Source organism: Mammaliicoccus sp. J-M41 (assembly GCF_022385935.1).
Taxonomy (GTDB): domain Bacteria; phylum Bacillota; class Bacilli; order Staphylococcales; family Staphylococcaceae; genus Mammaliicoccus; species Mammaliicoccus sciuri_A.
Genome location: NZ_JAJNIR010000014.1, coordinates 12,174 through 38,900 on the forward strand (window position 1 = coordinate 12,174; position 26,727 = coordinate 38,900).

General features: G+C 34.4%; 21 protein-coding genes and 1 pseudogene. 17 read left to right on the top strand and 5 right to left on the bottom strand.

Translation table 11 applies throughout. The features are described 5' to 3' along the window. Window positions 1–12 precede the first annotated feature (12 nt). The 4 genes from fadD (at window position 13) to LQ686_RS07150 (ending at window position 6,330) form a co-directional block, all read left to right on the top strand. Window positions 13–1,512: a long-chain-fatty-acid--CoA ligase FadD gene (fadD, locus tag LQ686_RS07135; RefSeq protein WP_107509281.1), complete on the top strand. Its 1,500-nt coding sequence runs from the start codon at window positions 13–15 to the stop codon at window positions 1,510–1,512. Window positions 1,513–1,592: 80 nt separating this feature from the next. After that, entirely contained in the window at window positions 1,593–2,798 is a 1,206-nt protein-coding gene (gene fadE, locus LQ686_RS07140) for an acyl-CoA dehydrogenase FadE (RefSeq protein WP_025907634.1), read from the top strand. Between the two features lie 54 nt (window positions 2,799–2,852). Then, complete coding sequence (fadB, locus tag LQ686_RS07145) at window positions 2,853–5,111, top strand: 3-hydroxyacyl-CoA dehydrogenase/crotonase FadB (protein ID WP_107596376.1); 2,259 nt, start codon at window positions 2,853–2,855, stop codon at window positions 5,109–5,111. 31 nt (window positions 5,112–5,142) lie between these two features. Continuing rightward, the gene (locus LQ686_RS07150) at window positions 5,143–6,330 is read left to right on the top strand and encodes a thiolase family protein (RefSeq protein WP_239733239.1); all 1,188 of its coding nucleotides are present in this window, start codon (window positions 5,143–5,145) and stop codon (window positions 6,328–6,330) included. Between the two features lie 264 nt (window positions 6,331–6,594). Here LQ686_RS07150 and mbcS read toward each other — a convergent pair whose 3' ends face one another. Beyond that, window positions 6,595–8,181, bottom strand: coding sequence for an acyl-CoA synthetase MbcS (mbcS, locus tag LQ686_RS07155; protein WP_107572884.1), 1,587 nt, complete (start codon window positions 8,179–8,181; stop codon window positions 6,595–6,597). Between the two features lie 389 nt (window positions 8,182–8,570). On the opposite strand from mbcS, the gene LQ686_RS07160 reads away from it, so the two are divergent. The 9 genes from LQ686_RS07160 to LQ686_RS07200 all read left to right on the top strand — a co-directional run bounded on the left by LQ686_RS07160 (window position 8,571) and on the right by LQ686_RS07200 (window position 19,508). Continuing rightward, window positions 8,571–10,100, top strand: a complete 1,530-nt coding sequence (locus tag LQ686_RS07160) for an NADH dehydrogenase subunit 5 (protein ID WP_025907231.1) — start codon at window positions 8,571–8,573, stop codon at window positions 10,098–10,100. Then, on the top strand, window positions 10,084–12,633 hold the full coding sequence (locus tag LQ686_RS07165; protein WP_107596377.1) for a DUF2309 domain-containing protein: 2,550 nt from the start codon (window positions 10,084–10,086) through the stop codon (window positions 12,631–12,633). Before LQ686_RS07160 ends, LQ686_RS07165 begins: the two co-directional genes overlap by 17 nt. A 51-nt stretch (window positions 12,634–12,684) precedes the next feature. Continuing rightward, window positions 12,685–13,167 carry a carbonic anhydrase gene (locus LQ686_RS07170; RefSeq protein ID WP_107590451.1) on the top strand — a complete coding sequence of 161 codons (483 nt, stop codon included), beginning with the start codon at window positions 12,685–12,687 and terminating at the stop codon, window positions 13,165–13,167. 29 nt (window positions 13,168–13,196) lie between these two features. Next, on the top strand, window positions 13,197–13,562 hold the full coding sequence (locus LQ686_RS07175; protein WP_025907236.1) for a Na-translocating system protein MpsC family protein: 366 nt from the start codon (window positions 13,197–13,199) through the stop codon (window positions 13,560–13,562). A gap of 151 nt (window positions 13,563–13,713) precedes the next feature. Next, window positions 13,714–15,366, top strand: a complete 1,653-nt coding sequence (locus LQ686_RS07180; protein WP_107565366.1) for a Na/Pi cotransporter family protein — start codon at window positions 13,714–13,716, stop codon at window positions 15,364–15,366. 294 nt (window positions 15,367–15,660) lie between these two features. Continuing rightward, a complete protein-coding gene (locus tag LQ686_RS07185; RefSeq protein WP_107565367.1) occupies window positions 15,661–16,737 on the top strand; it encodes a Gfo/Idh/MocA family protein in 1,077 nt (358 codons plus the stop codon). A 15-nt stretch (window positions 16,738–16,752) separates the two neighbouring features. Next, the gene (locus tag LQ686_RS07190; protein ID WP_025907242.1) at window positions 16,753–17,469 is read left to right on the top strand and encodes a ThuA domain-containing protein; all 717 of its coding nucleotides are present in this window, start codon (window positions 16,753–16,755) and stop codon (window positions 17,467–17,469) included. 17 nt (window positions 17,470–17,486) lie between these two features. Next, the gene (locus LQ686_RS07195; protein WP_182476214.1) at window positions 17,487–18,527 is read left to right on the top strand and encodes a Gfo/Idh/MocA family protein; all 1,041 of its coding nucleotides are present in this window, start codon (window positions 17,487–17,489) and stop codon (window positions 18,525–18,527) included. A gap of 12 nt (window positions 18,528–18,539) precedes the next feature. After that, window positions 18,540–19,508 carry a sugar phosphate isomerase/epimerase family protein gene (locus tag LQ686_RS07200; protein WP_025907246.1) on the top strand — a complete coding sequence of 323 codons (969 nt, stop codon included), beginning with the start codon at window positions 18,540–18,542 and terminating at the stop codon, window positions 19,506–19,508. Window positions 19,509–19,808: 300 nt separating this feature from the next. Here LQ686_RS07200 and LQ686_RS07205 read toward each other — a convergent pair whose 3' ends face one another. The 4 genes and pseudogenes from LQ686_RS07205 to scdA form a co-directional block, all read right to left on the bottom strand. Further along, entirely contained in the window at window positions 19,809–20,621 is an 813-nt protein-coding gene (locus LQ686_RS07205) for a nuclease-related domain-containing protein (protein ID WP_239733240.1), read from the bottom strand. Between the two features lie 111 nt (window positions 20,622–20,732). Then, window positions 20,733–21,170 carry a VOC family protein gene (locus LQ686_RS07210; RefSeq protein ID WP_107565369.1) on the bottom strand — a complete coding sequence of 146 codons (438 nt, stop codon included), beginning with the start codon at window positions 21,168–21,170 and terminating at the stop codon, window positions 20,733–20,735. Between the two features lie 58 nt (window positions 21,171–21,228). Continuing rightward, window positions 21,229–21,984 (bottom strand): annotated as a pseudogene (locus LQ686_RS07215) (class I SAM-dependent methyltransferase). Window positions 21,985–22,009: 25 nt separating this feature from the next. Continuing rightward, entirely contained in the window at window positions 22,010–22,693 is a 684-nt protein-coding gene (gene scdA / locus LQ686_RS07220; protein WP_025907252.1) for an iron-sulfur cluster repair di-iron protein ScdA, read from the bottom strand. A 172-nt stretch (window positions 22,694–22,865) separates the two neighbouring features. Here scdA and LQ686_RS07225 point away from each other — a divergent pair, with 172 nt between their 5' ends. The 4 genes from LQ686_RS07225 to cidR all read left to right on the top strand — a co-directional run bounded on the left by LQ686_RS07225 (window position 22,866) and on the right by cidR (window position 26,697). Further along, window positions 22,866–23,363, top strand: coding sequence for a PadR family transcriptional regulator (locus LQ686_RS07225; RefSeq protein WP_204166964.1), 498 nt, complete (start codon window positions 22,866–22,868; stop codon window positions 23,361–23,363). Window positions 23,364–23,379: 16 nt separating this feature from the next. Next, window positions 23,380–24,360 carry an FAD-dependent oxidoreductase gene (locus LQ686_RS07230; protein ID WP_432760107.1) on the top strand — a complete coding sequence of 327 codons (981 nt, stop codon included), beginning with the start codon at window positions 23,380–23,382 and terminating at the stop codon, window positions 24,358–24,360. A 70-nt stretch (window positions 24,361–24,430) separates the two neighbouring features. Next, on the top strand, window positions 24,431–25,765 hold the full coding sequence (locus LQ686_RS07235) for a sodium-dependent transporter (RefSeq protein ID WP_025907258.1): 1,335 nt from the start codon (window positions 24,431–24,433) through the stop codon (window positions 25,763–25,765). Between the two features lie 35 nt (window positions 25,766–25,800). Further along, window positions 25,801–26,697, top strand: a complete 897-nt coding sequence (cidR, locus tag LQ686_RS07240; RefSeq protein WP_107565373.1) for a cidABC operon transcriptional activator CidR — start codon at window positions 25,801–25,803, stop codon at window positions 26,695–26,697. Window positions 26,698–26,727: the final 30 nt, after the last annotated feature.

The following is a 26,727-nucleotide window of genomic DNA, read 5'->3' on the forward strand; positions in this document are numbered from 1 at the left end:
GGGTAGTTTAATATGAATTACGATTGGATTAAAACGAGAGCGCAATATGACGAAGAAAAGGCAGCAGTTACCGATCCACTAAAAGGAACAGAATGGACTTATCAAGATTTAAATATTCGTGCTGAGAACTTGGCCAACCATCTTGAAGAACAAGGCATAAAAAAGGGAGATGTCGTTGGGATATTTGCACCTAATGATGTAGCGGTGATTGACTTACTATTCGCTTCATTTAAGATTGGCGCAGTATACTTCCCAATGAACTGGAGACTCAAACCGAACGAAATTGAAAGTGTTATTGAAGATTCAGGTGTGAAGTTTATATTCTATGCAAATCGTCATTTAAGTAGTTTACAAGGGATTGCAGATGACTATTTACACATGGATATCGATTCACCTGAATATGATGAACTTGTAAATCCTAAAAATCATAAACCATTCAAGACAGTAGATGTAGGTCGTGATGATTTAGCGGCATTAATGTACACAAGTGGTACAACAGGATTACCAAAGGGTGTCATGTTCACTTATGATTCATTCACATCGAATGCGATTAATACGATACTCACTTATAAAGTGAATTCAGGATTTTCATCTATTATTTCGTTACCGATGTTCCATGTATTTGGGTTTAATGATTTAGTCATTCCGTTATTGATGGCAGGTGGTTCACTCGTATTACATCGTTACTTCGAAGGTGAACAACTCAATGATTTAATGGCTAAATACAAACCGAATTACTTATCGCTTATTCCAACAATGTATTACGCCATGTTAGTAGCACCTAACTTTGATGTGAAGAACTTTGACAATATTGATTTTCTTATTCAAGGTGGTTCAGCACCGTTACCTGGTGTTCAGAAAAAATTTGCAAGCATGGGGTTAAATATTATTAATGGTTATGGCTTAACAGAAGCACCATTAGCGATGATAAATACACCTACTAATTCACTTAAAAAGCCAATGAGTATAGGGAAGCCTGTCATGTACGTAGAATCAAGATTATTTGATGAAGATTTCAATGACGTACCTGTAGGTGAAATTGGTGAATTAGCGATTAAAGGTAAACAAGTTACACCAGGTTATTGGCAAAAACAAGAAGAAACGGATAAATCTTTCCATGATGGCTATTTCTTAACAGGTGATTTAGCACGTATAGATGAAGATGGCGATATATTTATCGTAGATAGAAAAAAAGAACTGATTATTACAGGTGGAGAGAACGTCTTGCCATCTGAAGTTGAAATCGTTCTAGCTGGTCATCCACTCGTCGCACAATGTGTCGTCGTAGGTTATGAAAATGAAAAATTCGGAGAAACTGTAGCGGCTGCTGTGTTACTGAATGAACAAGACCCAGATTTCGTAGAGAAATTAGATGCTTATATGCGTGAGAACTTAGCGAGTTATAAAGTACCTAAAAATTATCTATCCGTGACGAAAATGCCATTAACTTCAACTGCTAAACCAGACAAGTTAGAAGTGAAAGAAATGATGAAGAGAAAGTTTCAACAATAAACAAAGATGACGCTAACATGAATACTAAATTTTTTTAGAGAAATATGTAAGCGCTTTAATAATATTTGGAGGTCATTTATATGTCAACAAAATTAGAAACGTTAAAAGCATTATTCCCAGAGGATGTATTGAATATTTCGAAACAATTAACAGATGGTGAAGTCAAGTTCTTAAAGCAACTTGATGATTTATTAGAAGAAAAATATCGTCCAACGATCAACGAACATTGGGTGAATGCGACAGTGCCAGAAGACTTCTTCGATGATATGGGTAAACTCAACTATTTCCAAAATCCATTATTATTTGAAGGGCGTGAAGGTGCTAAGACACCCAGTCAATTATTCCAATTTTTCATGTCTTATGTCGTAGCACGATTCGATGTATCTTTAGTGACATTATTAGGTGTCCATCAAGGATTAGGACATAATTCATTCTTATTCGGTGGTAGTAAAGAACAAGTTGCATACTATATCCCTAAATTACAATCACATGAACTAAGAACATGCTTTGCGTTAACTGAACCAGAACATGGATCAGATGTTGCAGGTGGTCTTGAAACAACTGCAAAACGTGAAGGAGATAAATGGATTTTAAATGGTGAAAAGAAATGGATAGGCGGCGCAAATTTAGCGGATGTTATTCCAGTATATGCTGTTGATGTTGAAACAGGTAAACCTAAAGGCTTTATTGTTAGACCAGAACAAGCAGGTGTAGATATTGAAGTGATTGAAAATAAAATTGCTTTAAGAATCATCCCAAATACAATTATTAAATTAGACAATGTAGAAGTTGAAGAAGATCAAAGACTTCAAAATATAAATGGTTTTAAAGATATTGCGAAAGTACTTTATTCTACACGTGCAGGTGTTGCTTATATGGCAACGGGTGCTTTAGCAGGTGCTTTACGCGCAACACTTGATTATGTAACAGAACGTAAACAGTTCGGTAAAGAAATTAGTAAATATCAACTAATCCAAGAGAAATTAGCAATGATGCAAGGGAATTTAGCACACTCAATGTCTATATGTGCTCAACTTGCTAGAATGCAAGAAAATGGTGAATATGACGAAGTTGCCACTTCAACTGCTAAGATGATGAACTCGCTTAGATTAAGAGAATCTGTCGCAATGGGTCGAGGTATCACAGGTGGTAACGGTATTTTAGCTGAATATGATATTGCGAGATTCTTCTCAGATGCAGAAGCAGTATACACATACGAAGGTACACACGAAATCAATGCACTGTTAATTGGACGTGCATTAACTGGAGATTCAGCATTTATTTAAGCTAACTGAGCAAGATGAAACACACTCAGAATATATGAATTTGGAGGACTTTTTATGACGATAAGTAAAGCGACCGTTCTAGGTGCAGGTACAATGGGTAGCCAAATTGCTGCACTATTAGTGAATGCAGGTTTAAAAGTAAAATTATTAGATATAGTAATCGATGAAAAAGACCCGAATAAAATTTCTAAAAAAGCATATGATGTGATTACAGATGCTAAAAGACCTTTATTATTCGATTTAGAATTTGCATCTAATTTATCTTACGGTAATTTCCAAGATGATTTAACAGGTGAAGATGATGCAGATATTTATATTGAAGCGGTTAAAGAAGAATTAGATATTAAACATCAAGTTTGGAAGCAAGTTACTCAAGTTGCGAAAGATAATGCGATATTCGCGACGAATACTTCAGGTATTCCAATTGAAGCAATATCTAAAGCATTTAACGATCAAGATAAAGAAAGATTTTTAGGATTACATTTCTTTAATCCACCTCGCATTATGAAACTTGTAGAGGTCATTCCGAATCGTAATACGTCAGATGCGATCGTTGAAAGAACACAAGTATTCGCTGAAGAAGTACTTGGTAAAGGGGTTGTCGTTGCGAATGACGTGCCTGGATTTGTAGCGAACAGAGTTGGTACACAAACGATGAATGACATTATGTATCGTGGCGAAGAACAAGGGTTTTCAATTATTGAAGTAGATGCTTTAACAGGTAGAGCAATTGGTAGACCGAGTACCGGAACATATGGTTTATCTGACTTAGTTGGTTTAGATATAGCCGTTACCGTTACGAGAGGACTCCAACAAGTGCCTGAAGAGCAACCTTATTTCAAAGATACTAAAGTTGCCGATACACTTGTTAAAAATGGCTCGTTAGGTAGAAAAACGAAACAAGGTTTCTATAAAAAAGATAAAAAGACAAGACTCGTTTACGATATAGAAAGCGATACGTACGTACAACCTGAACCGCCTAAATTCGAAATTCTTACTAAATTTAGTAAAGACTTAAAATCTAATTTAGATGTTATTTTTAATGCTGAAGATGATGCAGGTAAATTCTTATGGGAAACATTAAGAAATAATTTCTACTATTCAGCGATTAATGTGCCTAAAGCTGCATCTGACTTTAAAGATGTAGACCGTGCGCTTGTATGGGGATTTAACTGGAAAAAAGGACCGTTCCAACTTTGGGACTTAATGGGCTTTGACCGTGTTAAAGATAGAATGAAACAAGAACTCGGTGAATTACCTGAATGGATCGAACAACAAAGCGGTGGCTTCTATAAAGAAGGTGAATCAATAGAACGTGTTACACCGACATCAGCTTTTATTGACCGTGAAGTTTGGAATAGAGAAGATTCTAATTTATCAGTAGCAAACAAAGATCAATTATTACTCAAAATTCAAAGTAAAAATAATATTATATCTGATGGCTTTGCGAACGACTTAATAGAATCGATTGATTTATTAGAACAAGAAGACTATACAAGCATGGTTATATATGCAGATGGTAATAATTTTAGTGTCGGTGCAAACTTGTTCTTAATGAAACAAGCACATGAAAGTCAGAAAGTAGATGAATTAGTAGGTCCGGCAATTGATAAATTACATGAAAGTTTCGGCAGAATGAAATATTCACTTAAACCTATCGTAACTGCAGTTCATGGTAGAGCTTTAGGTGGCGGTTGTGAAGTTGTCTTACATTCACCATTTATCGTTGCTGCGAGTGAAACATACATTGGATTAGTTGAAACTGGTGTAGGTCTATTACCTTCAGGTGGTGGATTAGCAGAGTTTGCAGATAGAGTACTTAGAACAAATCATAAAAATGATGATAAACAAGCATCGATTACGAAAGTATTAATGAATGTAGGTTTAGCTAAAGTATCTACAAATGCATACGAAGCTAAGAGATATGGTTATTTAAGAGATATCGATACAATCATTTTCAACAAAGAAAGACGTGTTGAAGTTGCTTTAAATAAAGCGAGATATGAATCTGAAGCAAACTATATTCCTAAACCTAAAGCTCAATATCCAGCGCTAGGCAGAGATTTTAAAGCTTTAGCACAAGCTGAACTAGATGCGCAAAGAATTGGTCACTTCATTAGTGATTATGACTACGAAATTACTTTAAAAGTTGCACATATACTTGCAGGTGGAGATTTACCTCGTAATACGTATATTAATCAACGATATATTCAAAAGCTTGAACGAGAAGGCTTTTTATCTCTACTCAAAAATGAAAAAACATATGATCGTATTACGCATATGTTAGAAAAAGGTAAACCATTACGTAACTAATGAAGTGTTGAATAAGAGAGGATGGATATCAATGCAAGAGGCATATATAGTAGCATACGGACGTTCTGCAGCAGGTAAAGCTAAACCAGGTGGTGCATTATTTCATGAAAGACCTGATGAAGTTGCAGCTCAAGTATTAAAAGGTGTACTCAATCGTGTAGGTGGTACATTTGATGGTAGTATGGTTCAAGATGTTATCGTGGGGAACTCTTTTCCTGAAGGATTACAAGGTCAAAATATCGCGCGTTCAATAGCATTACTTGCTGGATTACCAAATGAAGTGCCTGGACAAACTGTTAATCGTTATTGTTCTTCAGGCTTGCAAACCATTGCGATAGCAGCGAATGAAATTATGTCTGAGCAGGCAGATGTGCTTGTAGCAGGTGGCGTTGAATTAATGAGTGCCGTACCAATGGGTGGTAATGAGCCAACAAATAATCCAGAGTTACAAGAAGCGGATACAGGTGTTTCTTACCCTATGGGACTAACTGCAGAAATGGTTGCTGAAGAATATAAAGTTTCAAGAGAAGAACAAGATGCTTATGCAGTTGAAAGTCATAAAAGAGCATCAGAAGCACAAAAATCAGGTAAGTTTGAAGATGAAATTATACCAATCGAAGTGCATAAAGTTAAATACGATGAGAACGGTCCAAATGTAACGAAAGAAACATTTAAACAAGATGAACTCATTCGTCCAGAAACAGATTTAGAGACTTTATCTAAATTAAGAACAGTATTTAAGGCTGACGGTACAGTTACAGCAGGTACATCGGCTCCACTTACAGACGGAGCAGGATTTGTTGTATTGATGTCAGGTGACAAAGTAAAAGAATTAAGCGTTAAACCAATTGCTAAATTTGTAGGATTTAAAGCAGTAGGTGTAGATCCTAAATTAATGGGCATAGGACCAGCTTATGCAATACCAGAAGTATTAGAATTAACGAATTTATCAGTAGATGATATCGATTTAGTAGAACTCAATGAAGCATTCGCATCACAAACAGTAGCATCTATTAACGAAGCAAGATTAGATATTAATAAGACAAACGTTAACGGTGGTGCAATAGCACTCGGACACCCACTCGGTGCAACAGGTGCTATGTTAACAGGTAAACTGTTGTCAGAAATGAGTAAACGCCCAGACTCCAAATACGGTATGGTAACAATGTGTATCGGCGTAGGAATGGGAGCAGCAGGCATATTTGAATACGTAAGATAATATATGTAAAGCATTCGATCATACGGTCGAATGCTTTTTTGTTGGTGTGAGGGGTGAGTAAAATATGTGAAATCGGCGAAGATGTTAGTTAAAGTTGTAATAAACACACGAGATTGTGAAACATGTGAGTTAAAGAGGCAATAAACACACGAGATTGCTGAAGATGTTAGTTAAAGGCGTAGTAAACTCACATCTCTTCATATCTCACCTCAAACAAAAAAGACGAGACATACATTTTGTCTCGTCCTCCAATCACTGCTTTTCCTATGATTGTTGATGATATTTTTCTTTTTCAGCTTCTCTTAATTCAACGCGGCGTATTTTGCCTGAGTTTGTTTTAGGTAGCTCGGATACAAATTCGATTGCTCTTGGATATTTATATGGTGCGACGTCACTTTTTACGTAAGTTTGTAATTCTTTGACGAGTGCGTCGTCGCCTACGATATCATTTTGTAAGATGACAAATGCTTTGACAATATTACCTCTGATTTCATCTGGGCTTGCGACAACTGCGCATTCTTGTACTTTCGGATGTTTTGTGAGTGAATCTTCTACTTCAAACGGTCCGATTGTATATCCTGAACTAATGATAATGTCATCTTCTCTACCTTTAAACCAGAAGTAGCCATCTTCGTCTAAACTTGCGCGGTCTCCAGTTACATAATAGTTTCCGCGTTTTGATTTTTCGGTACGTTCTTCGTCTTTAAAGTAGCCTTGGAATAATGATGGTGAATCTAATGATACGGCAATGTCTCCTGTCGCACCGTTAGTTATTGGGTCGCCATCTTCGTCTATTACAGTAACATGACTACCTGGTATTGCTTTACCCATGGCGCCTGGTCTACTTTCTGTATCTTTTAAAAATGCGATGAGTAATGTATTCTCAGTTTGGCCATATCCATCTCTTACTTTAATGTTAAAGTTATGATTGAATTGTTCGATGACTTCTTTATTTAATGGTTCACCAGCTGATACAGCACTGTGTAAATCTTTTAATGTATAGTCTGAAAGATTAGGTAGTTTAGCCATTAATCGGTATTCAGTAGGTGTACAACATAATGCGTTAATTTGATGTTTTTCGAGTAAGTCCAAATATTTAGCAGCATTAAATTTGCCGTTATAGACAAATGCGATGGCGCCAGATCCTAATATAGATAGGAATGGACTCCAAATCCATTTTTGCCATCCTGGTGCTGCAGTTGCCCATACAGTATCTTGGTCTGTAATACTTAACCAATGTTTTGGCGCTGTTTGGATGTGCGCAAATCCCCATCCATGTGTATGTATAACAGCTTTTGGTAATCCAGTTGTACCAGATGTATATGATAATATTGCGATATCATCACGTTTTGTTTCATCAACTGTAAGTTCTGAGCTTGCAGTTTGTATTTCTTCATCGATAGAAATCCAATCTTGTTGTTTAGAGCCTACAATAAATTTAGTGAGTTGATCATATTCTTGAATATTATCAAATTCGCCTGTACATTGATCAATGACTACGACTGCATTGACTTCACCGTGTGTAATGCGATGTTGTAAGTCTTTAGTTCTTAACATTTCTGAACTTGGAATGATAATAAGTCCAAGTTTGAGTGCAGCAATGTATACTTCATATGTTTTTATTGAGCGTGGCATCATTATAAGTACTTTGTCGCCTTTTTGAAGGCCTTGTGCTTTAAAGATGTTGCCCACTTTATTTGAATTTTGGATGAGTTTAGCATACGTAATTGTTTGTACGTTGCCATCGACATCTTCGAATATTATGGCTTCTTTCGTTTCATCTGCTGCATGTCTTTCGATTTCATTAACAATATTGTATGTTTCTGGTGCTATTAAGTCTGATCTATTCATGTTAATCTCCTCATTTTGTTTAATATATTGTTTTATTTTAACAGTGAATAATCATTAATACGAATAAATGAAACTATAGAATATTTTAAATAGTCAAACTATTGACATTTGCTAAAAATAAATATATGTTATTAAAGTATATAAAAAATTCATAGCATCTAAACTTTAGCAAGTGGCTAATCGATATTGGCTAATTGAAAAAGTAAAAACGGTGCAATGACTCACGATTAAAAATTTCAAAAAGATTACATATAAATAATAAGGAAGCAATTAAAATAACGGTAAGCGTTAGTTTGATTGAAGCCGACAATTAAAGCAAATCTGCACGAGAGGTTTGTTTTAAATTGTCGGCTTTTTTTATTGCTTTTAACAGAAAAGGAGCAACCGACATGACAGGTTTATTAGTATTATTTTTTATTTCAATTGGATTAGCGCTTATAAGTAGCATCATATATTTAGTACCAAAAGTGGCAAAGACATATATTAATGTTCACTTAGTAATCGCATTTATACCAGTGCTTATCGCATTAATTGGCTTGTGTATGACAAGCGGAAATACATATATAGGATTTTGGCATTTAGATAAATTGTCATGGTTGCTCGCACTCTTTATTTTGAGCATTGGTCTTATTATTCAAAGGTTTTCCGTACGCTATTTAGATGGAGATGCTCAGTATCGTAAATATTTTTCATTATTTACTTTTCTGACGGTGTTTGCTTCAGTTGCTTGGTTAAGTAATGATTTAAGATTAATGGCGATATTATGGGGGTTAACGTTATTTTGTTTAACGCGTTTAATCGGTTTAAACAAACAATGGCATATTACAAAACGTTTAGCGAAAAGTACTAGCGTGATCTTTATCGTTAGTTGGATTGCTTTAGTAATCGCGATTTTGCTGACATACAATATAACGGGTGAATGGCAACAGTCTACTATTTTTAGTAATGGTCATCTTGACCAATTTGATTCATGGCAAGGTGTGGTTATTCAGTTGATGTTAGTGATATCGGTCATCATTCCAGCAGCTCAGTGGCCATTTCATAGATGGTTAATAGAATCTGTAGCGGCGCCAACACCAGTTTCAGCGATTATGCATGCCGGTATTGTAAATGTAGGTGGCGTCATTTTAACGAGATTTGCACCGATTTTTACAAATGAATGGATAATTGGGTTACTTATCATTATCGCAACGATTTCAGTATTGATGGGAGCGGGCATTAGTTTAGTACATGTGGATTACAAAAGGCAGTTAGTAGGTTCAACGATTGGACAAATGGGCTTTATGCTTATCCAATGTGCTTTAGGTGTTTATTCAGCAGCTATCGTTCATCTTATGTTACATGGATTATTTAAAGCGACATTATTTTTACGTTCTGGTTCTGCTGTAAGAACTTTTGATATGCCTTCAAGAATGAATGAAAGTGTGTCATATATATGGGTTCTAGTTGGTCGATTATTATCAATTATGATTGGTATTATCTTTTGGCTTATGGATCCGACAAGTAGTTACCAAATCATCAGTGCGCTTATTTTAGCTTGGTCATTGTCTGTTTCATGGACGCAACTGGTCGCATATGGTGAGGGTAAGTTAGGTAGAATCATTGGATTATTAGCACTATTAATTGTTGGTTTATCCTACTTTGGTGTACATCATTTATTCCATGATTTGTTACATCAATACGCAACAAATGTGAACCATACACCTATATTTGCAGTCATTATCATGATTGTATTGCTTTTAATAGGAAGTGCACTGAACTTGTGGGTTGCAAGAAATCATTCATCAAAAATCGTCACGATTATATATTTATGGATTGTACATTTAGGTGAATCGAAAGTGCAAAATATTGAAACACATCCACGCTATTTGAAAAATCATACGTTTAAAGGAGGTTATCAACATGACGCAAACAATTGAATTACAAAATGACATCACATATTCAATTAAAGAGGCGAGTCGTGTCATAACACCACTTTCTCCTATTAATATATTTGCAGCGAGACATCCTTGGGCAGGTTTAGAAGATCGTACTTTTGAAGATGTTGCGAGATGGTTTCAAAAGGTACAGGATGTCGATTTGTATCCGAACGAAAGTTTATTATTTGCTGCAATTGAAAATGGAGAAATTAAACAGGAATATATAGAAGAACGATTATCGGCATGGCTATCGAACGATAATACGCCATTAAACAAAGTGATGTTAAGAGAATACGCTGAAAGCATATTGTTTAATAGAACTCACAAAGTAAATCTTACTGAACAAGATCAACAACAATTAAGAACCTCATTAGAAAATGTTGCACTAAATAAACAACAAGATGATGACATTATTTTAAGTACGCGTATTGAACAATATTCTGGACAGACGTATTTAGATAAGTTGAATGCACAAGTGATTAAGTGGAGTAAATTATATCTTGATGATAATCAATCAGGATGGGCAATCCATAAAGATGGTAAAGGTTTCTATAAAAACTGGAAGAGGTTAGCTCATTTGGATCCTGCTTTATCGAAGGCAGAAAGGCATAAAATAAAAATGCTACCATCAACATCTATTGAAACAATAGAAAGTTGTTTAGACAAACTTGGTATATCAGAAGCACAAGTACAATCATATCTTGAAATACACTTGTTGGCTTTACCAGGATGGGCAGGTATGATGCTTTGGAAAGACGAACGTTTAAACTTGCTGACGGATTTTTTAGCTATAAGATTGGCTTTGGAATGGACATTGATGAGTGAGCATGCTCAAGAACAACAACATACTGACCATGACATTTCTCTAGTGCTATCTTGGTTTAAAACTGGCATTTTAACGTTGGAAAATTGGTTCGCATTATCTCAAGGTGAACGAGAAGACTATATAGCATTTGCACATCAATTTGATCGTATTACACAACATAAATTATTGCTTGAAGCTTGGGAAGGTACATATGCGTCACAATTACAAAGTGAAATTCAATCTCATATCCATCATGAAGATGATAAAGCACCTGTAGAGGCACAGCTCGCTTTTTGTATTGATACGCGTTCGGAACCTTTTAGAAGACAATTAGAAATGGAAGGTCCTTTCGAAACGATTGGCATTGCAGGATTCTTTGGATTACCAATTGAAAAGTGTGAACTCGGACATCAACATACACATAATGCTTTACCAGTAATGAATAAACCGCAACATAAGATTTATGAATACGAAGATGCACATCAATCCAATCATTACGTTGAAAAGAAAAAAAGTATTTCGTCAATATTTTATACATTTAAAAAAATGAAACAAAATGTATTACCAAGTCTGTTGCTTCCAGAACTAACAGGTTCATGGCTAAGTGTACAAACGATTGCGAGAAGCTTTATGCCTAAACGTACGGGAGATTTGGTCAATCGATTTAATAAAAATCTTATGAATAAACCGGAAACGAAACTTTCTATAGATCATGCACCCAATCGGTTTGGTGATTTACCTATTGGGTTTACGAAACAAGAACAGCTTACTTACGCACGAGAAGCATTGGAATTAATGGATTTAACGGAAGATTTTGCGCCGTTAGTGGTCATATGCGGACACGGTAGTCATAGTGCAAACAATCCTTATGCAGCTTCATTAGATTGTGGTGCATGTGGTGGTTCAGCGAGTGGTTTCAATGCGAAAGTATTAGCTACTTTATGTAATTTGCCTGAAGTTAGAGAAAGTCTCAAAAGCTATCACATTATAATTCCGGAAGATACAATCTTTGTTGCTGCTGAACATAGCACGACAACTGATCAATTAGAATGGCTATATGTGCCACAACTTTCAAATCAAGCTGAGCGCGCATTAGAAAAATTAAAACTAGCTTTGCCTAAAGCTGGGCATCAAGCAAATCGTTTAAGACTTAAAGATATTCCAGGTATGGAACATTCAAACGAACAATCGACAACTAAAGCAGAACAGTTGGCAAGTGACTGGAGTGAAATTCGACCAGAATGGGGATTAGCTAGAAATGCAACATTTGTAATTGGTAAGAGAACATTAACAGAGCAATCACAATTAAATGGTCGCGCGTTCTTGCATAATTATGACTGGACGAAAGATCATGATGGTGAAATTTTAAATACAATTTTAAGTGGGCCGGCGACAGTTGCTCAATGGATTAACTTACAATATTATGCTTCAACAGTTGCACCTTACTATTACGGAAGCGGCAATAAAATCACCCAGACGGTGACGAGTGGCATTGGTGTTATGCAAGGAAACGGTAGTGATTTACTGACAGGTTTACCTTGGCAATCAGTTATGAAAGCTGATGGGGAATATTATCATGCACCGATTCGATTATTAGTTGTGATACAAGCGCCGAATGATTACATTCGTAAACTACTCAAAGAAAATACTGCGCTTAACACGAAAGTTAAAAATGATTGGTTAATGCTATCAAGTATAGATGAAAATGGTGAATGGCATAAATGGTAAATAAATGAGCAGGAAAACAATTTATGTCCAGGACTCGAGAGGATGTATAATATGAATGATGAAAAAAATATACTCATACTATCTGATTTAAATACACATCTAGAAAGCCAACTTGTAGAATCTTTAAATTTCAACCCAAATCATGTGATGTCGATACAAAGCTTTCAGGCAGAAATTGCGCATGCATATGGTGATGTGATGCGGTCTATTATTATCGCGATTTACGAATATGATATAGAGCATGTTTATATCATTAGAAAGTCAGACGATAAACAAGTGATCGCATTACCTGAAAGTGTCAAAAGTCATACAGAAAAAATTAAAACACTTGATTACTTATTTGAAAATTGTAAGCCTGAGTTTAGTAGTGACAATATTCATGAATGGTTAAATGGTGAAAGTGATATTCATCAAAGTATTAAACAAAGCATTCATCAAGTGTCTAATCATCCACTAATACCATCTGGTATTACAATAAACGGTATGACCATCAATCAAAATAATATTGAAACAATTGCTGAACATTTAACATAAAGCAAAATTAGCATTAAGGAGAGACAAATATGGAAATGACTAAAGGAGCATGTGAATCAAAAATTAGTAAAGCCATTACACAATGGGAAAAAGAATATCTAGGTAGAGGCTCTCTATCTGTTAAGACAGATATTTTAAGAGATATGATTATTGTTGATTTACAAGGTGTCCTTACACCTGCAGAATATAGCGTATGTGAAACACAAGAAGGTTTATTGAGTATAAAACGTACACGTTCAAAATTAGTAGAATCAGATATGGAACATTTATACCAAATGATATTTGATATTACCCAACAAGACGTCAAAAGTTTCCATACAGATTTAAGTTCACGTACAGGTGAACGTATGATGATTTTTAAAATGCATCATAATATAGAAGAACTTTTTAATTAATAATTGCCAGAAATCGATAATGAAAACCCTTTAAAAATAAAAAATAGAAAGATAATCATAATTTTAATAAAATTTAATTAAAAATTTACATTAGCTTAACAATTATAGTTTATTATTCACAATGGTTACAATAACTTTAAAGAGGTGTGTTATGGAACTCTCGGCATTACAAATGATTTTTACATTCATCGGTGGTTTAGGTATCTTCCTATACGGCATTAAACAAATGGGCGATGGCTTACAAGCAGCAGCAGGAGATAGATTAAGAGGTATATTAAATAGATTTACAAGTAATCCTATTATGGGTGTACTTGCAGGTATGATCGTGACAATTTTAATACAAAGTAGTTCGGGAACAACGGTTATCACAATCGGACTCGTAAGTGCTGGATTTATGACGATGCGACAAGCAATAGGTGTTGTCATGGGTGCCAATATCGGTACGACGGTCACAGCGTTTATTATTGGGATTAACATTGGTGAATATGCTTTACCAATACTAGCATTAGGAGCGTTTTTAATTTTCTTCATTCAAAAAAGAAAAGTTAAAAATATCGGTATGATTTTCTTCGGATTTGGATCACTATTCTATGGTCTAGAATTAATGAGTGGTGCGGTGAAACCACTTGCTAATTTAGAAGGCTTTAAACAAATTATGTTAGATATGTCTTCTACGCCGATATTAGGTGTACTTGCAGGTACATTTGTGACGTTAATCGTGCAAAGTTCAAGTGCAACGATTGGTATTTTACAAGGTTTCTATACAAATGATTTAGTTTCATTGCATGGTGCATTACCTATCTTATTAGGTGATAATATTGGAACGACGATTACAGCTGTATTAGCAAGTTTAGCAGGCTCTATCGCTGCTAAGCGTGTTGCAATGGCGCATGTTATGTTTAATGTTATCGGTGCGACAATATTCTTATTAATTTTACCATTTTATGAAATGGCGATGGAATGGATTCAACACGCTATGAATTTAAATCCAAAAATGGTTATAGCATTTGCACACGGAACATTCAATGTAACAAATACACTTATACAACTACCATTCATCTTTGCATTAACTTGGATTGTAACGAAAATCATTCCAGGTGAAGATGTAAATGAGAAGTATAAACCGAAATATCTTGATAATAATTTAATTAATCGAGCGCCTAGTATCGCACTTCAAGAGGCTCAAGATGAAATTCAAAATATCGGTAAAATGACTGTTTCAATGTTGAATAATGTTGAAAATATTGATGAAAAAGCAATTAAAAAGCATAAAGATAAACACCTTGCAGTAGATAATATGTATGATAATGTACGTCAATATTTAAATAAATTATCTGAGAAGAAACTATCAGCTAAAGATGCTGAAAGGCTATCTGTTTTATATGATGTTAATAGAACAATATTGAAAGTATCAACTTTAACAGAATCATACTTAGAAGAATTGCAGAAGAAACAATCAGCTGATATTCAAATTTCATCAAAAGCAGAAGAAAGTATCGAACGATTATATGATCACGTAAAAATTTCATATGAAAAAACTTTTGAAGTATTTGATGTTTATGACAATCTGAAAAAAGACGAAGTTGTGAAACGAAGCCAAGACTCATATGTACTAGAGCATGACTTACGTAAAAAACATATCAAGAGATTAAGCTCTGGAGAATGTTCACCAGAAGGTAGCCTTGTATATATCGACATGATATCCATCCTCGAAAGAATCGGTTACCATTCACGAAATATATCAGAATCCATGATTAACCTCGGAGAACATTCATACACACAAACAACTGAAGTGAAAATATAAATAAGTACCACCTCATTTTGCTGATTAAATCAGGTAGAAATGAGGTGGTATTTTTATAATATGCGATTTTGTTTGTGGTCTTTTACTTCACATAATTCAGTTGTTTTTCTATTTATCATACTGAAAATATTTTTAACTTATGAAAATATATTCAGATGTAAAATATAAGTGTCTTTACAAGTGTTATTCGTTGGTGTTTATTGTTTTTTATTTTAACATAGTTATATAAACAAAATGTAAGCGATTGCTTAATATTATTAACTGTCGCATAAATACATAAAAGGGGTTGTACATATGAGTTTGAATGTAGGAATTATTGGTTGTGGTGGTATTGCGAATGGTAAGCATTTACCGAGTTTGCAAAAAATAACTGAAGTGAACATTGTTGCTTTTTGTGATATTGATATTGATAAAGCACAAGCAGCAGCTAAGGAATATGGTACGGAGAATGCGAAAGTTTACGAAGATTACCAATCACTCTTAAAGGATGATGCTATTGATGTCATTCATGTATGTACACCGAACAGTTCTCATAAGGAATTAACGGTTGCTTCATTAGATGCAGGTAAACATGTTATGTGTGAAAAACCTATGGCCAAGACGACAGAAGAAGCACAAGAAATGATTGAAGCGGCTAAACGTAATGGCAAGAAACTTACGATTGGTTATCAAAATAGATTTAGACCTGACAGTCAATATTTACATAAAGCGACAGAGCGTGGTGACTTAGGAGATATTTATTTCGGAAAAGCACATGCTATTCGTCGTAGAGCAGTGCCGACTTGGGGTGTCTTCTTAGATGAAGAACAACAAGGTGGCGGTCCTTTAATTGATATTGGGACACATGCACTCGATTTAACATTATGGATGATGGATAATTACGAACCAGAATCAGTAATGGGTTCAACTTTCCATAAATTAGGTAAGAAAGAAAATGCAGCTAATGCATGGGGACCATGGGATCCTGAAAAGTTCAAAGTAGAGGACTCAGCTTTCGGTTTTATTAAGATGAAAAATGGTGCAACAATCATGCTTGAATCAAGTTGGGCGTTAAACTCTTTAGAAGTAGATGAAGCAAAATGTTCATTATCTGGTACTGAAGGCGGTGCCGATATGAAAGATGGCTTAAGAATCCACGGAGAAGACTTTGGTTCTTTATATACAACGCAAGTAGAACTTGAAAATAAAGGCGTTGACTTTTATGAAGGTGAAAAAGTAGACGAAGCTGAAGTAGAGGCACGTAGTTGGATTGACAGTATTCTTAATGATACAGAGCCTGTTGTGAAACCAGAACAAGCAATTGTGATTACACAAATATTAGAAGCACTTTATGAATCAGCTAAGACAGGTAAAGCAGTATATTTTGACTAAGAAGGGGTTTTATTAATGAACATAACAGTATGGAATGAATATAGACACGAAGTAGAAAGTGAAGAAATTAAAGCAGTTTATCCTAATGGTATTCACAATGTTATTGCTGAATTTTTAGGCGAAGAACATGACGTTAAAACAGCAACATTAGATGAAGCGGAACATGGATTAACGGATGAAGTCTTAGCTGAGACTGATGTCTTGTTATGGTGGGGTCATAAAGCACATGATGAAGTGAAAGATGAAATCGTCGAAAAAGTAAAAGCACGTGTACTAGATGGTATGGGTCTTATCGTGTTACATTCTGGACATTTCTCTAAAATATTCAAAAGTTTGATGGGAACGACATGTGATTTAAAATGGCGCGAAGCAGATGATAGAGAGCGACTTTGGGTAGTTGATCCAACACATCCAATTACAGATGGATTAGGGCAATATATTGAATTGGAAAAAGAAGAAATGTACGGCGAACACTTTGATATACCGGCACCAGATGAAACAGTATTTATTAGTTGGTTTGAAGGTGGAGAAGTATTTAGAAGTGGTGCGACATTTAAGCGCGGAAACGGAAAGATTTTTTATTTTAGACCGGGACACGAAAGTTACCCTACTTATTATAATGAAGAAATTCAACAAGTTATTAAAAATGCTGTTAAGTGGGCGAAAAATGACCGCACACCTAAACATCAATATGGTAACGCACAACCTTTAGAAGAAATTAGTAAGAAATAAAATAGGAGATTATATTTATGGATAAACTTAAACTAGGTGTTATAGGTGTCGGCGGTATCGCACAAAACAGACATATACCAGCTTTACAAAAATTAAATCACTTAGTTGAAATTGTTGGTGTACAAGATGTTAATCAAGAACTCGCTAAAAAAGTATCATCACAATTTCAAATTCCAAATGTCTTTTCAGAATATGAGGAGATGTTTAAAAGTGTAGATGCAGTCGTCATATGTACACCAAATAAATTTCATGCAGAAATAACAGTTGCAGCGTTAAATGCAGGTGTACATGTATTTTGTGAGAAACCAATGGCTATGAATCGAGAAGAATGTGATGCAATGATTGAAGCGGCAAATCAATCCGGTAAAGTGCTCGCAATAGGCTATCATTATCGCTTTACAGATGCTGCAATAACAGCTCGTCGTGCAATTGATGAAGGTGTTGTAGGTGATTCGCTTGTAACGAGAGTACAAGCATTGCGTCGAAGAAAAGTGCCAGGTTGGGGTGTGTTTACAAATAAACAACTTCAAGGTGGCGGCAGTCTAATTGATTACGGATGCCATTTATTAGACCTTGCTTTATGGTTACAAACTGATGCGAAACCAGTCGAAGTATTAGGCAAGACGTACAACCGTTTAAGTCAGACACCTAATCAAATCAATGATTGGGGAACGTTTGATCATGAAACGTTTGAAGTAGATGATCATGTATCTTCATTTATAACATTTGAAGACGGTTCAACGATGCAGTTTGAATGCTCATGGTCTGCGAATATTAAAGAAGATAAAATTCACTTAAGTATGTCTGGTGTAGATGGTGGCATTAACCTTTATCCATTTGAAATTTATCAACCTCGATTTGGTACATTTTTCAACGAACAAGCATATGCTGAACATAATGAAAATATTGCTGCAGAACGTCAGACTTTAAACTTTGTGAACAGTTGTTTAGGACTAGAGTCGCTAGTCGTGAAACCTGAAGAAGCAAGACGCGTGAGTGCATTAATAGATGCAATTTATGAAAGTAGTGAACAAGGTACGAGTGTTAAATTAAAATAAGGGGTGTTACATATGAAAATTGGTGTATTTACAGTACTTTTTCAAGATAAAACGTTTGAAGAAATGTTAGATCATGTTGCAGATTCAGGATTGAAAATGGTCGAAATCGGTACAGGTGGGAATCCGGGTAACCATTTTTGTAATGTAGATGAATTGTTAGAAGATGAAAGTAAAAGACAAGCATTTATGGATGCTATCAAGAAACGCGGATTAGAAATCAGTGCATTTAGTTGTCATGACAATCCTGTTTCACCAGATAAAGAACATGCTAAACAAGCACATGAGACATTTATTAAATCGGTAAAATTAGCTTCAATTCTAGGTGTCCCAGTTGTTAATACATTTTCAGGTATACCGGGGTCAGATGAAGACGCTAAACATCCAAACTGGCCAGTAACACCGTGGCCAACAGCTTACTCAGAAATATTAGAGTGGCAATGGGAGAAGAAGTTGATACCTTATTGGAAAGAAGCGGCGCAGTTTGCTAAAGAACACAACGTTAAAATAGGTATTGAACTACATGCTGGATTCTCAGTACATACACCACATACACTTTTAAAACTTAGAGAAGCGACAAACGATGCGATTGGTGCGAACTTAGATCCGAGTCATTTATGGTGGCAAGGCATTGATCCGATAGCAGCTATTAAAATTTTAGGTAAAGCTGGTGCGATTCATCATTTTCATGCAAAAGATACTTATATCGACCAAGAAAATGTCAATATGTACGGATTAACAGATATGCAGCCGTATAGTTCAGTTCAAACACGAGCTTGGACATTCAGAACAGTCGGTTATGGACATAGCCCACAAGTATGGGGAGATATTATAAGTGCATTGAGAATCAATGGATATGATTATGTAGTGAGTATAGAACATGAAGACCCAATCATGTCAGTAGAAGAAGGATTCCAAAAAGCAGCACATAATTTACAAACAGTGAATATAAACGAATCATTAGGAAATATATGGTGGGCATGAATAAAACCATGGTTTCAGCTTGAGTGCTGATACCATGGTTTTAATTTTTGAGGGGGGTGAATCTAGGGAGATGGGGTCTGTAGATTCACTTTTAAAAATTAGAAATATACAAAAACATACAGTCATTTTATAAATTTGGGCTCAAATCTTGGCTTAAAGAGGTAGTAAAGCCAAGAGATTGCCTAAGTCTTGGCTTAAAGAAGGAGTAAAGCCAAGAAGAGCCCAAATTTCATACTTAAGAAGGTAATATTCTATAAATAAAAATAACTTTTATGTTTTCCTTTCTTTTTAAAATGACTTTTACATACTCTTCTGATAGCATGCGCATCCCCACCACAATTCTGCTTCTTTCAATGTAAATGGCTCATTTTTTAATACGTATAATTCTTTTAAATTTTCTAAGTAAAGTAACTGTCTCTGTATCTGTCTTGAGCAATACATACAATGACCGAATCTCATTCGTTTATCTAATTGTATTTGGTTGATTTTACGGCAATGTGGACATCTTAAGCCTGGTTTGATTTGCTCGAATGGAATCATATGTCTAGGATAGGTCTTGGAAAAGTCTTGCTTAAGTGTTTTGATTTTATTGAGGATGGCTCTATTTTCGTCTACTTTAAAATTATTCAATAGCCTTGGAATTTTGTGTAACTCTGTTGGTAACAGTACCTGTTTACGATTAGGTATGTCAGAGTGAAGTGTAAATGTGGGGTTTGTAAATACGAGATAAGATATAATATCTCGTTTAATATTGAGATGTGATTTAATCAGTTCGAGTTCATATTCAGCTCTTTTCATTTGTGAAAAAGGGGTTTGGAATATATTTCCGTAACTATTTTTCATTTGATTATCGATGATATAATAGTCGCCTTTATAGTGTTTAACTTCTAAATTAATCATCTTATCATCATCTACAATGAGGAAATCGAGTTGAATTTGGTTCTTTATATTTAATTCAATGTTATGTACATAATTTAACTTAAGTTCTTTATCTAACATTTGTTGTACAATTTGTTCACCTTCTTCTCCTTGGATTTGTCGATAAATTTCTTGGGTGTCTTGATTGGCATCTATTCGACCAAAGATTGCCTTGTTATATAGTGTGAGTTCCATCTATCAACCTCCTATTTTTTTACAATTATTATATATAATATTCCACTAAAATACAAATAAAAACATTTTAGAAACCATTTATCTTGATTTCCAAAATGTTTTTATCATAACTTATTTGAGTTTTTCTGCTAATTCGATATAAATGCCTTCTGGACCTTTGATATAACACAATTTGTAGATGTCTTCGAATTGCGTAATTTCTCCAATCACATGAGAAGATGTTGTGGCCAATTGTTCTACAACTTGTTCAATATTTTGAACTGAAAATGCAAAATGACTAGCACCTATATTTCTTGGGAAATGTATAGATTTGTTAGTCGTTGATGATTGATCACGAAATTGTATGAGTTCTATAGCTGTTTCATCGTGAGGAACTTTCATCATAGCAATGCTTGCTTCTAAAGCATCTACACCATAAATATTGCCAATCCATTCACCGTTAATATTTTGTTCTCCAATTAGTTCCAATCCTAACGTACTAAAAAATTCTTTAACAGATTCCAAATCTTCAATGATTATACCTACATGGTCCATTTTATTTAATTTCATGTTTACATCTCCAATTCAGTTAATAGTTATATTATAACTATTATATCTGTTGAGACGGTTATTTCCTAACAGCATGAACAATATAATTCATATCTTTTTTATATCGTTTCATTGTTTTAAACATATTAAAGAACATAGAGCGATTTTCTTTTTTTAAGGCATTTTTTTAAATTTTAAGTGTACCAAATACACCTTCGTCTCGTATCATACCAGCTGGTGTCATAAGTGTTAACGCACCAATGTGCGATTCTATTTGTTTGAAACCAGCATCTTGATAAAGTTTATACCATTCTGCTGTTGGTAGTGGGGTTACTTTAACGTTAATGGCATCGCTTAAATGATGGATAATTTCATCTTTAGATTTAACGTTAATAATGGCGATATCATGTGTTAATACGATGCCACCTGGTTTCAAGACGCGATAATATTCTTTTAATGCTTGTTCTTTCGCTTTAATTGGCAACATTGTAAGCATCGCTTCATTTAATACTATATCAAATTGTTCATCTTCAAATGGTAAGTTCATCGCATTAGCTTTTTGAACATTAATTAAATGAGATAAGTTTGCAGATGATACATTTTTAATACCTTTTTCTAGAGCTTTAGCATTTAAGTCGACACCTTCAATTCTACATCCGTAAGTTTTTGCAATTTGCATAGCTTTTGTACACATATTGCATCCAACTTCTAATACATATTTATCTTTCGTGAAATGCCCTTTTTTAATGAGCCAATCTGTCGCAATTTTTCCACCAGGTCTTAATCTTTTCTTACCTAACTTTGCTAAAAATGTATGTCCTACTTCTTTCTTTATAATGAATCATTCCTTTAAAAAGTTTTTAAAGTAGATGTTTGTATTTCTTAAATAATACGTGGTTTTCTAAATGAACATGTTCATGTGTGTCGCGTTCTAATTGTTCTAAACGTTGATAGACAAGTCTCCAAGTACCACATGCTTCTAGAGGTGGTTGGTAATCGTTTGTGATGGCACGTATTTCTCGTAATAATTGTCCAGCTTCATCATGTTCATCAACTAAAGATGTAATCGTTTCGTTTAATTGATCAACTTGTTTACCTGCTGATACATCTAAAAGTTTAGGGAACGACTGATGATCTTCTTCGTCAATATGTTCTAATAATGCAGACTTCAATTTAGTATATAAGTCCTTTAGTTCTAATAAATATGGATGACTTGGACCGTGAACTTTAGCCAACTTTGTAACATAAGGTGTTAAGTTTTGAAATTCAGTTCTCAAAGCTTTGTGATATCGAGATTGAATGTACTGAATAAGTGATGAAGCATCTAAATATTTAATATCAATTCCACCATTTTGTTGATCGACAGGTATGCTATTGAGTTGATTTAACAATGTTTCTAAATCGACCTTTTTATTATTAGAAACGGCTTCATCAATGGATACATCACCTCCACAACAAAAGTCGATACCGTATTTACGAAAAATATCAGCAGACTTTGGAATATCTGTTACGACATCAGCAACATGACGCTCTTTAGTAATCATGTAATGACCTCCTTTAAAATATTTACCTTCTATATATCTCAATTATATTATATGAGAAACATTCTCAGTATTAGGGAATTCCATGAAAATTACATAAAATTGTAAAAAATATGGTGTGAAAAGATGTCGATAAAATTTATTCCGATATATCGAAAAGAAGAAAGGTGATTATATGTTTAGAAGAAATTTTGAGGGAAGATTTAACAATCACAGAGGTCATATGATGAATCGTGATGGCTTTGATTTTGGTAAAGGTTTTGGCGGTCATCCGGGAAGAGATCGTTTCTTTAAGAAAGGGAACTTACAATTTATTATTTTAAAAATGTTAAAAGAAGAACCGAAACATGGTTATCAAGTCATTAAAGATTTAGAAGAAAGGTTTAAAGGATTCTATGCACCAAGTCCAGGTTCAGTTTATCCAATTTTACAAATGTTAGAAGATAGAGACTTTGTATCAATTTCTAAAGATGGTAATAAAAAAGTTTATACAATTACAGATGAAGGCGAAACATTTTTAAATGAAAACATCGATCAAGATGAATTTACGAAACGATTAGAAGGATTCCAAAATGTTGATATTAAAGCAATGGAAGATGATGAGAAAAAAGCGAAATTCGAATCATTTATAAATGAAACAAAAGAAAAAGCAAAAAACTTATATAAAAACTAAAAAGAAGGTAAACATGTTGAAAAGCAATAAAAATAATAAAGTCGCAATTATAGGTGGAGGTCCTAGTGGCTTAATGCTCGGTTTGTTATTACAGAAACAAGGGATTCCATTTACGATATTTGAAAAAGGTGAGCGCAATATTAATGGCAATAGAGGTGGTTCGTTAGACATTCACGAAGAATCCGGACAATTGCCGATTAAAGAAGCTGGTCTTATTGAAACATTTAAAAGTATGGCAAGATTTGAAGGCGAAGATACAAAAATTCTAGGACCAGATGGCACATTGTATTTTGAAGATGATGCAGAAGGTGAAGGCGGAAGACCAGAGATTGATCGTAGTGAACTTTGCGATATGATTCTTAACGAAATTAATCCAGAAAACATCCGTTACCATTATGAATTTAAAGCAATAGAAACGTTAGATAATCATAAAGTTAAAGTCACTTTTAATAAGAATGGTAAAATCATGGCGCTTGGCGGTGATCAAGCTATACTCGGGCAATTGAACGGTGATGGATCAATTAAAGTTTATGTCACTTATCGCATGCCTTATAAAGATTTAGATACGTATAAAGCTTTGTCACCTGACCAACTAAAATCACGTTTATTACAAGATTTTAAAGATTGGGATAAAGAGCTTTTAAAATACATTTCATACGCTGATGATCAACCTTTATTTAGAAGAATTTATAAATTACCAATTGGTTTCAAATGGGAACGACAATCGAATGTGACATTGTTAGGTGATGCCGCTCACGTTATGAGCCCATTCGCTGGCGAAGGTGTTAATACAGCATTATATGATGCGTATTTATTAGCACGTGCATTTAAAAATCATGACAATTTAGAAGATGTGATAGCAGCTTACGAAGATGAAATGTACAAAGCTTCTGAAGAACACGCGCAAGAATCTCAAGATAATTTAGATTTAATGTTTTCGGATAATGCTGCTATAAAAATGGGCAGTATATTTACAGATGTAGAACAAATGTCATAAAAATTCTTACTGTGTAGATGATTAATTTACGTTATACTTCAATTAAGGAAGAACTGAATGGAGTGATAACATGGTCAATCAAAGAGATCAATGGTCATCTAAGATAGGATTTATTATGGCATCAGCAGGTGCTGCAATCGGTATTGGCGCAATATGGAAATTTCCTTATGTTGCAGGTCAATTCGGTGGTGGCGCCTTCTTATTGTTATTTATTATATTTACATTATTTATCGGATTACCGATGTTGATTTCGGAGTTTATCATTGGACGTGCAACAAACAAAGAAGCTGTTGCGGCCTATGATACGCTAGCACCTAAATCACCATGGAGAATAACGGGCAGACTTGGTGTTATTGGATGTTTCTTATTATTATCCTTTTACAGTGTTGTAGGTGGTTGGATTACAATCTATACAGCATTGGGATTAACAGGCAATCTTATATCTGATGGTACAAACTACGGTAAAGTCTTTGAACAAATTATAGGCGAACCATTTACTGTATTAATCGGTGTGTTTGTCTTTATATTGATGAATGTTGTTGTGTTAAACTTTGGTATTAAAAAAGGTATTGAACGTGCCAATAATGTATTAATGCCTTTATTATTTATATTCTTTATTATTCTTGTTGTGAGAGCAGTAACTTTAGAAGGTGCGTCTGAAGGTTTATCTTTCTTCTTTAGTTTCAACTTTAAAGATTTCTCAGCTGAAGGCGTATTATATGCGTTAGGTCAGTCATTCTTCGCTTTAGCTGTTGGATTCTCATGTATGGTTACTTATAGTTCATATTTAAGTAAAAAAGAAAGCTTACCAACGTCAGCTATGTCAGTATCGATTATGAATATTATCGTGTCTATATTAGCAGGAATGGCGATATTCCCAGTTGTATTTGCATTCTCATTAGAACCTACTGAAGGTCCTGGATTATTATTTATCGTATTACCTAATGTATTTGGTCAAATGGCATTTGGTTCAGTATTCTTAACGTTATTTTTACTGTTATTCTTATTTGCGACATTGACTTCTTCATTTAGTCAATTTGAAATTATCATTTCAGCTTTCGAAAAAGAAGGCAAAAGATCGCGTTCAAAAATAGTATGGATATTAGGCTTATTGACATTTATCGCTTGTATTCCGTCATCACTATCATATGGTGTTCTTGCAGATGTTTCGATTTTTGGAAAGTCTATATTTGATGCAACAGATTATTTAGTGAGCAACATATTATTACCAATTGGCTGTTTACTAATCGCAATATTTATTTCGTTTAGAATGGATCAAGCTATCGTAAAACGAGAATTCCAAATGGGTAATCAACTGTCTTTAAAATGGTTTAAATTATGGAAATTCTTAATGAGATATATCATTCCGATTATTATACTTATCGTATTTATTTGTTCGCTTTAAGTCTGTCATGAAATCCATGAAATGAGGTATAGCAAATGGAATTTAAACAGTTAAAATATTTTGTGGAAATTGTTAGAAATGGTGGTATGACCCAAGCTGCAGAACATTTATTTGTAGCGCAATCTACAATTAGTAAAGCTGTAAAAAACCTTGAAAACGAATTTGATGTCACGCTTTTTGATCGTTCACAAAAACACATTAAACTAACAGATACTGGCGAAGTATTTTACGATAAAGCGGTAGAATTCTTAACGCTGTTTGATCATTTGACGCTCGAACTGAATGATATCTTTGAAGTGCAACGTGGACATATTAGATTAGGTTTGTCGCCTATGATTAAAGTGGATCTTATAACAGATAGTCTCGAGAATTTTCATGGTAAATATTCTAACGTCACATACGAAGTTACTGAAGGTGGCGGTAAAGCGGTAGAACATTATATTAATAAAGATGAAGTAGATATTGGTGTGACGACATTACCAGTAGACTCATCTAAATATAACAGCGTGTCACTTTATAAAGAGGAATTGTTTTTAGTAGTGAATAAGTCACATAAACTTGCCAAGAGACATCAAGTTTCAATCAGAGAATTGAAAGATGAAGAATTTGTCTTGTTTCACGATGACTATTATTTAAGAGATATGATTATTGAGAACTGCAGGAAAGAGGGTTTCTATCCAAAGACAGTTGCTAAAATATCACAGCTTACCTTTATCAGCAATATGATAGAAAGAGGACTTGGTCTGTCTATTGTGCCACAAAGTATTGCTGAACAAATGAGTGATGATGTGACAATGATTGAACTTGAAGGTGAAAAGATATATTGGCATCTCGGATTAATTTGGAAAAAGGGTGCCTATGTTAACAGAGTTACGAAAGAATGGATATTATTTCTAAAAGAATCACTAATCAAGAAACAGGCTGGAACATAATGTTCTAGCCTGTTTTTTGCTTTGAACAAT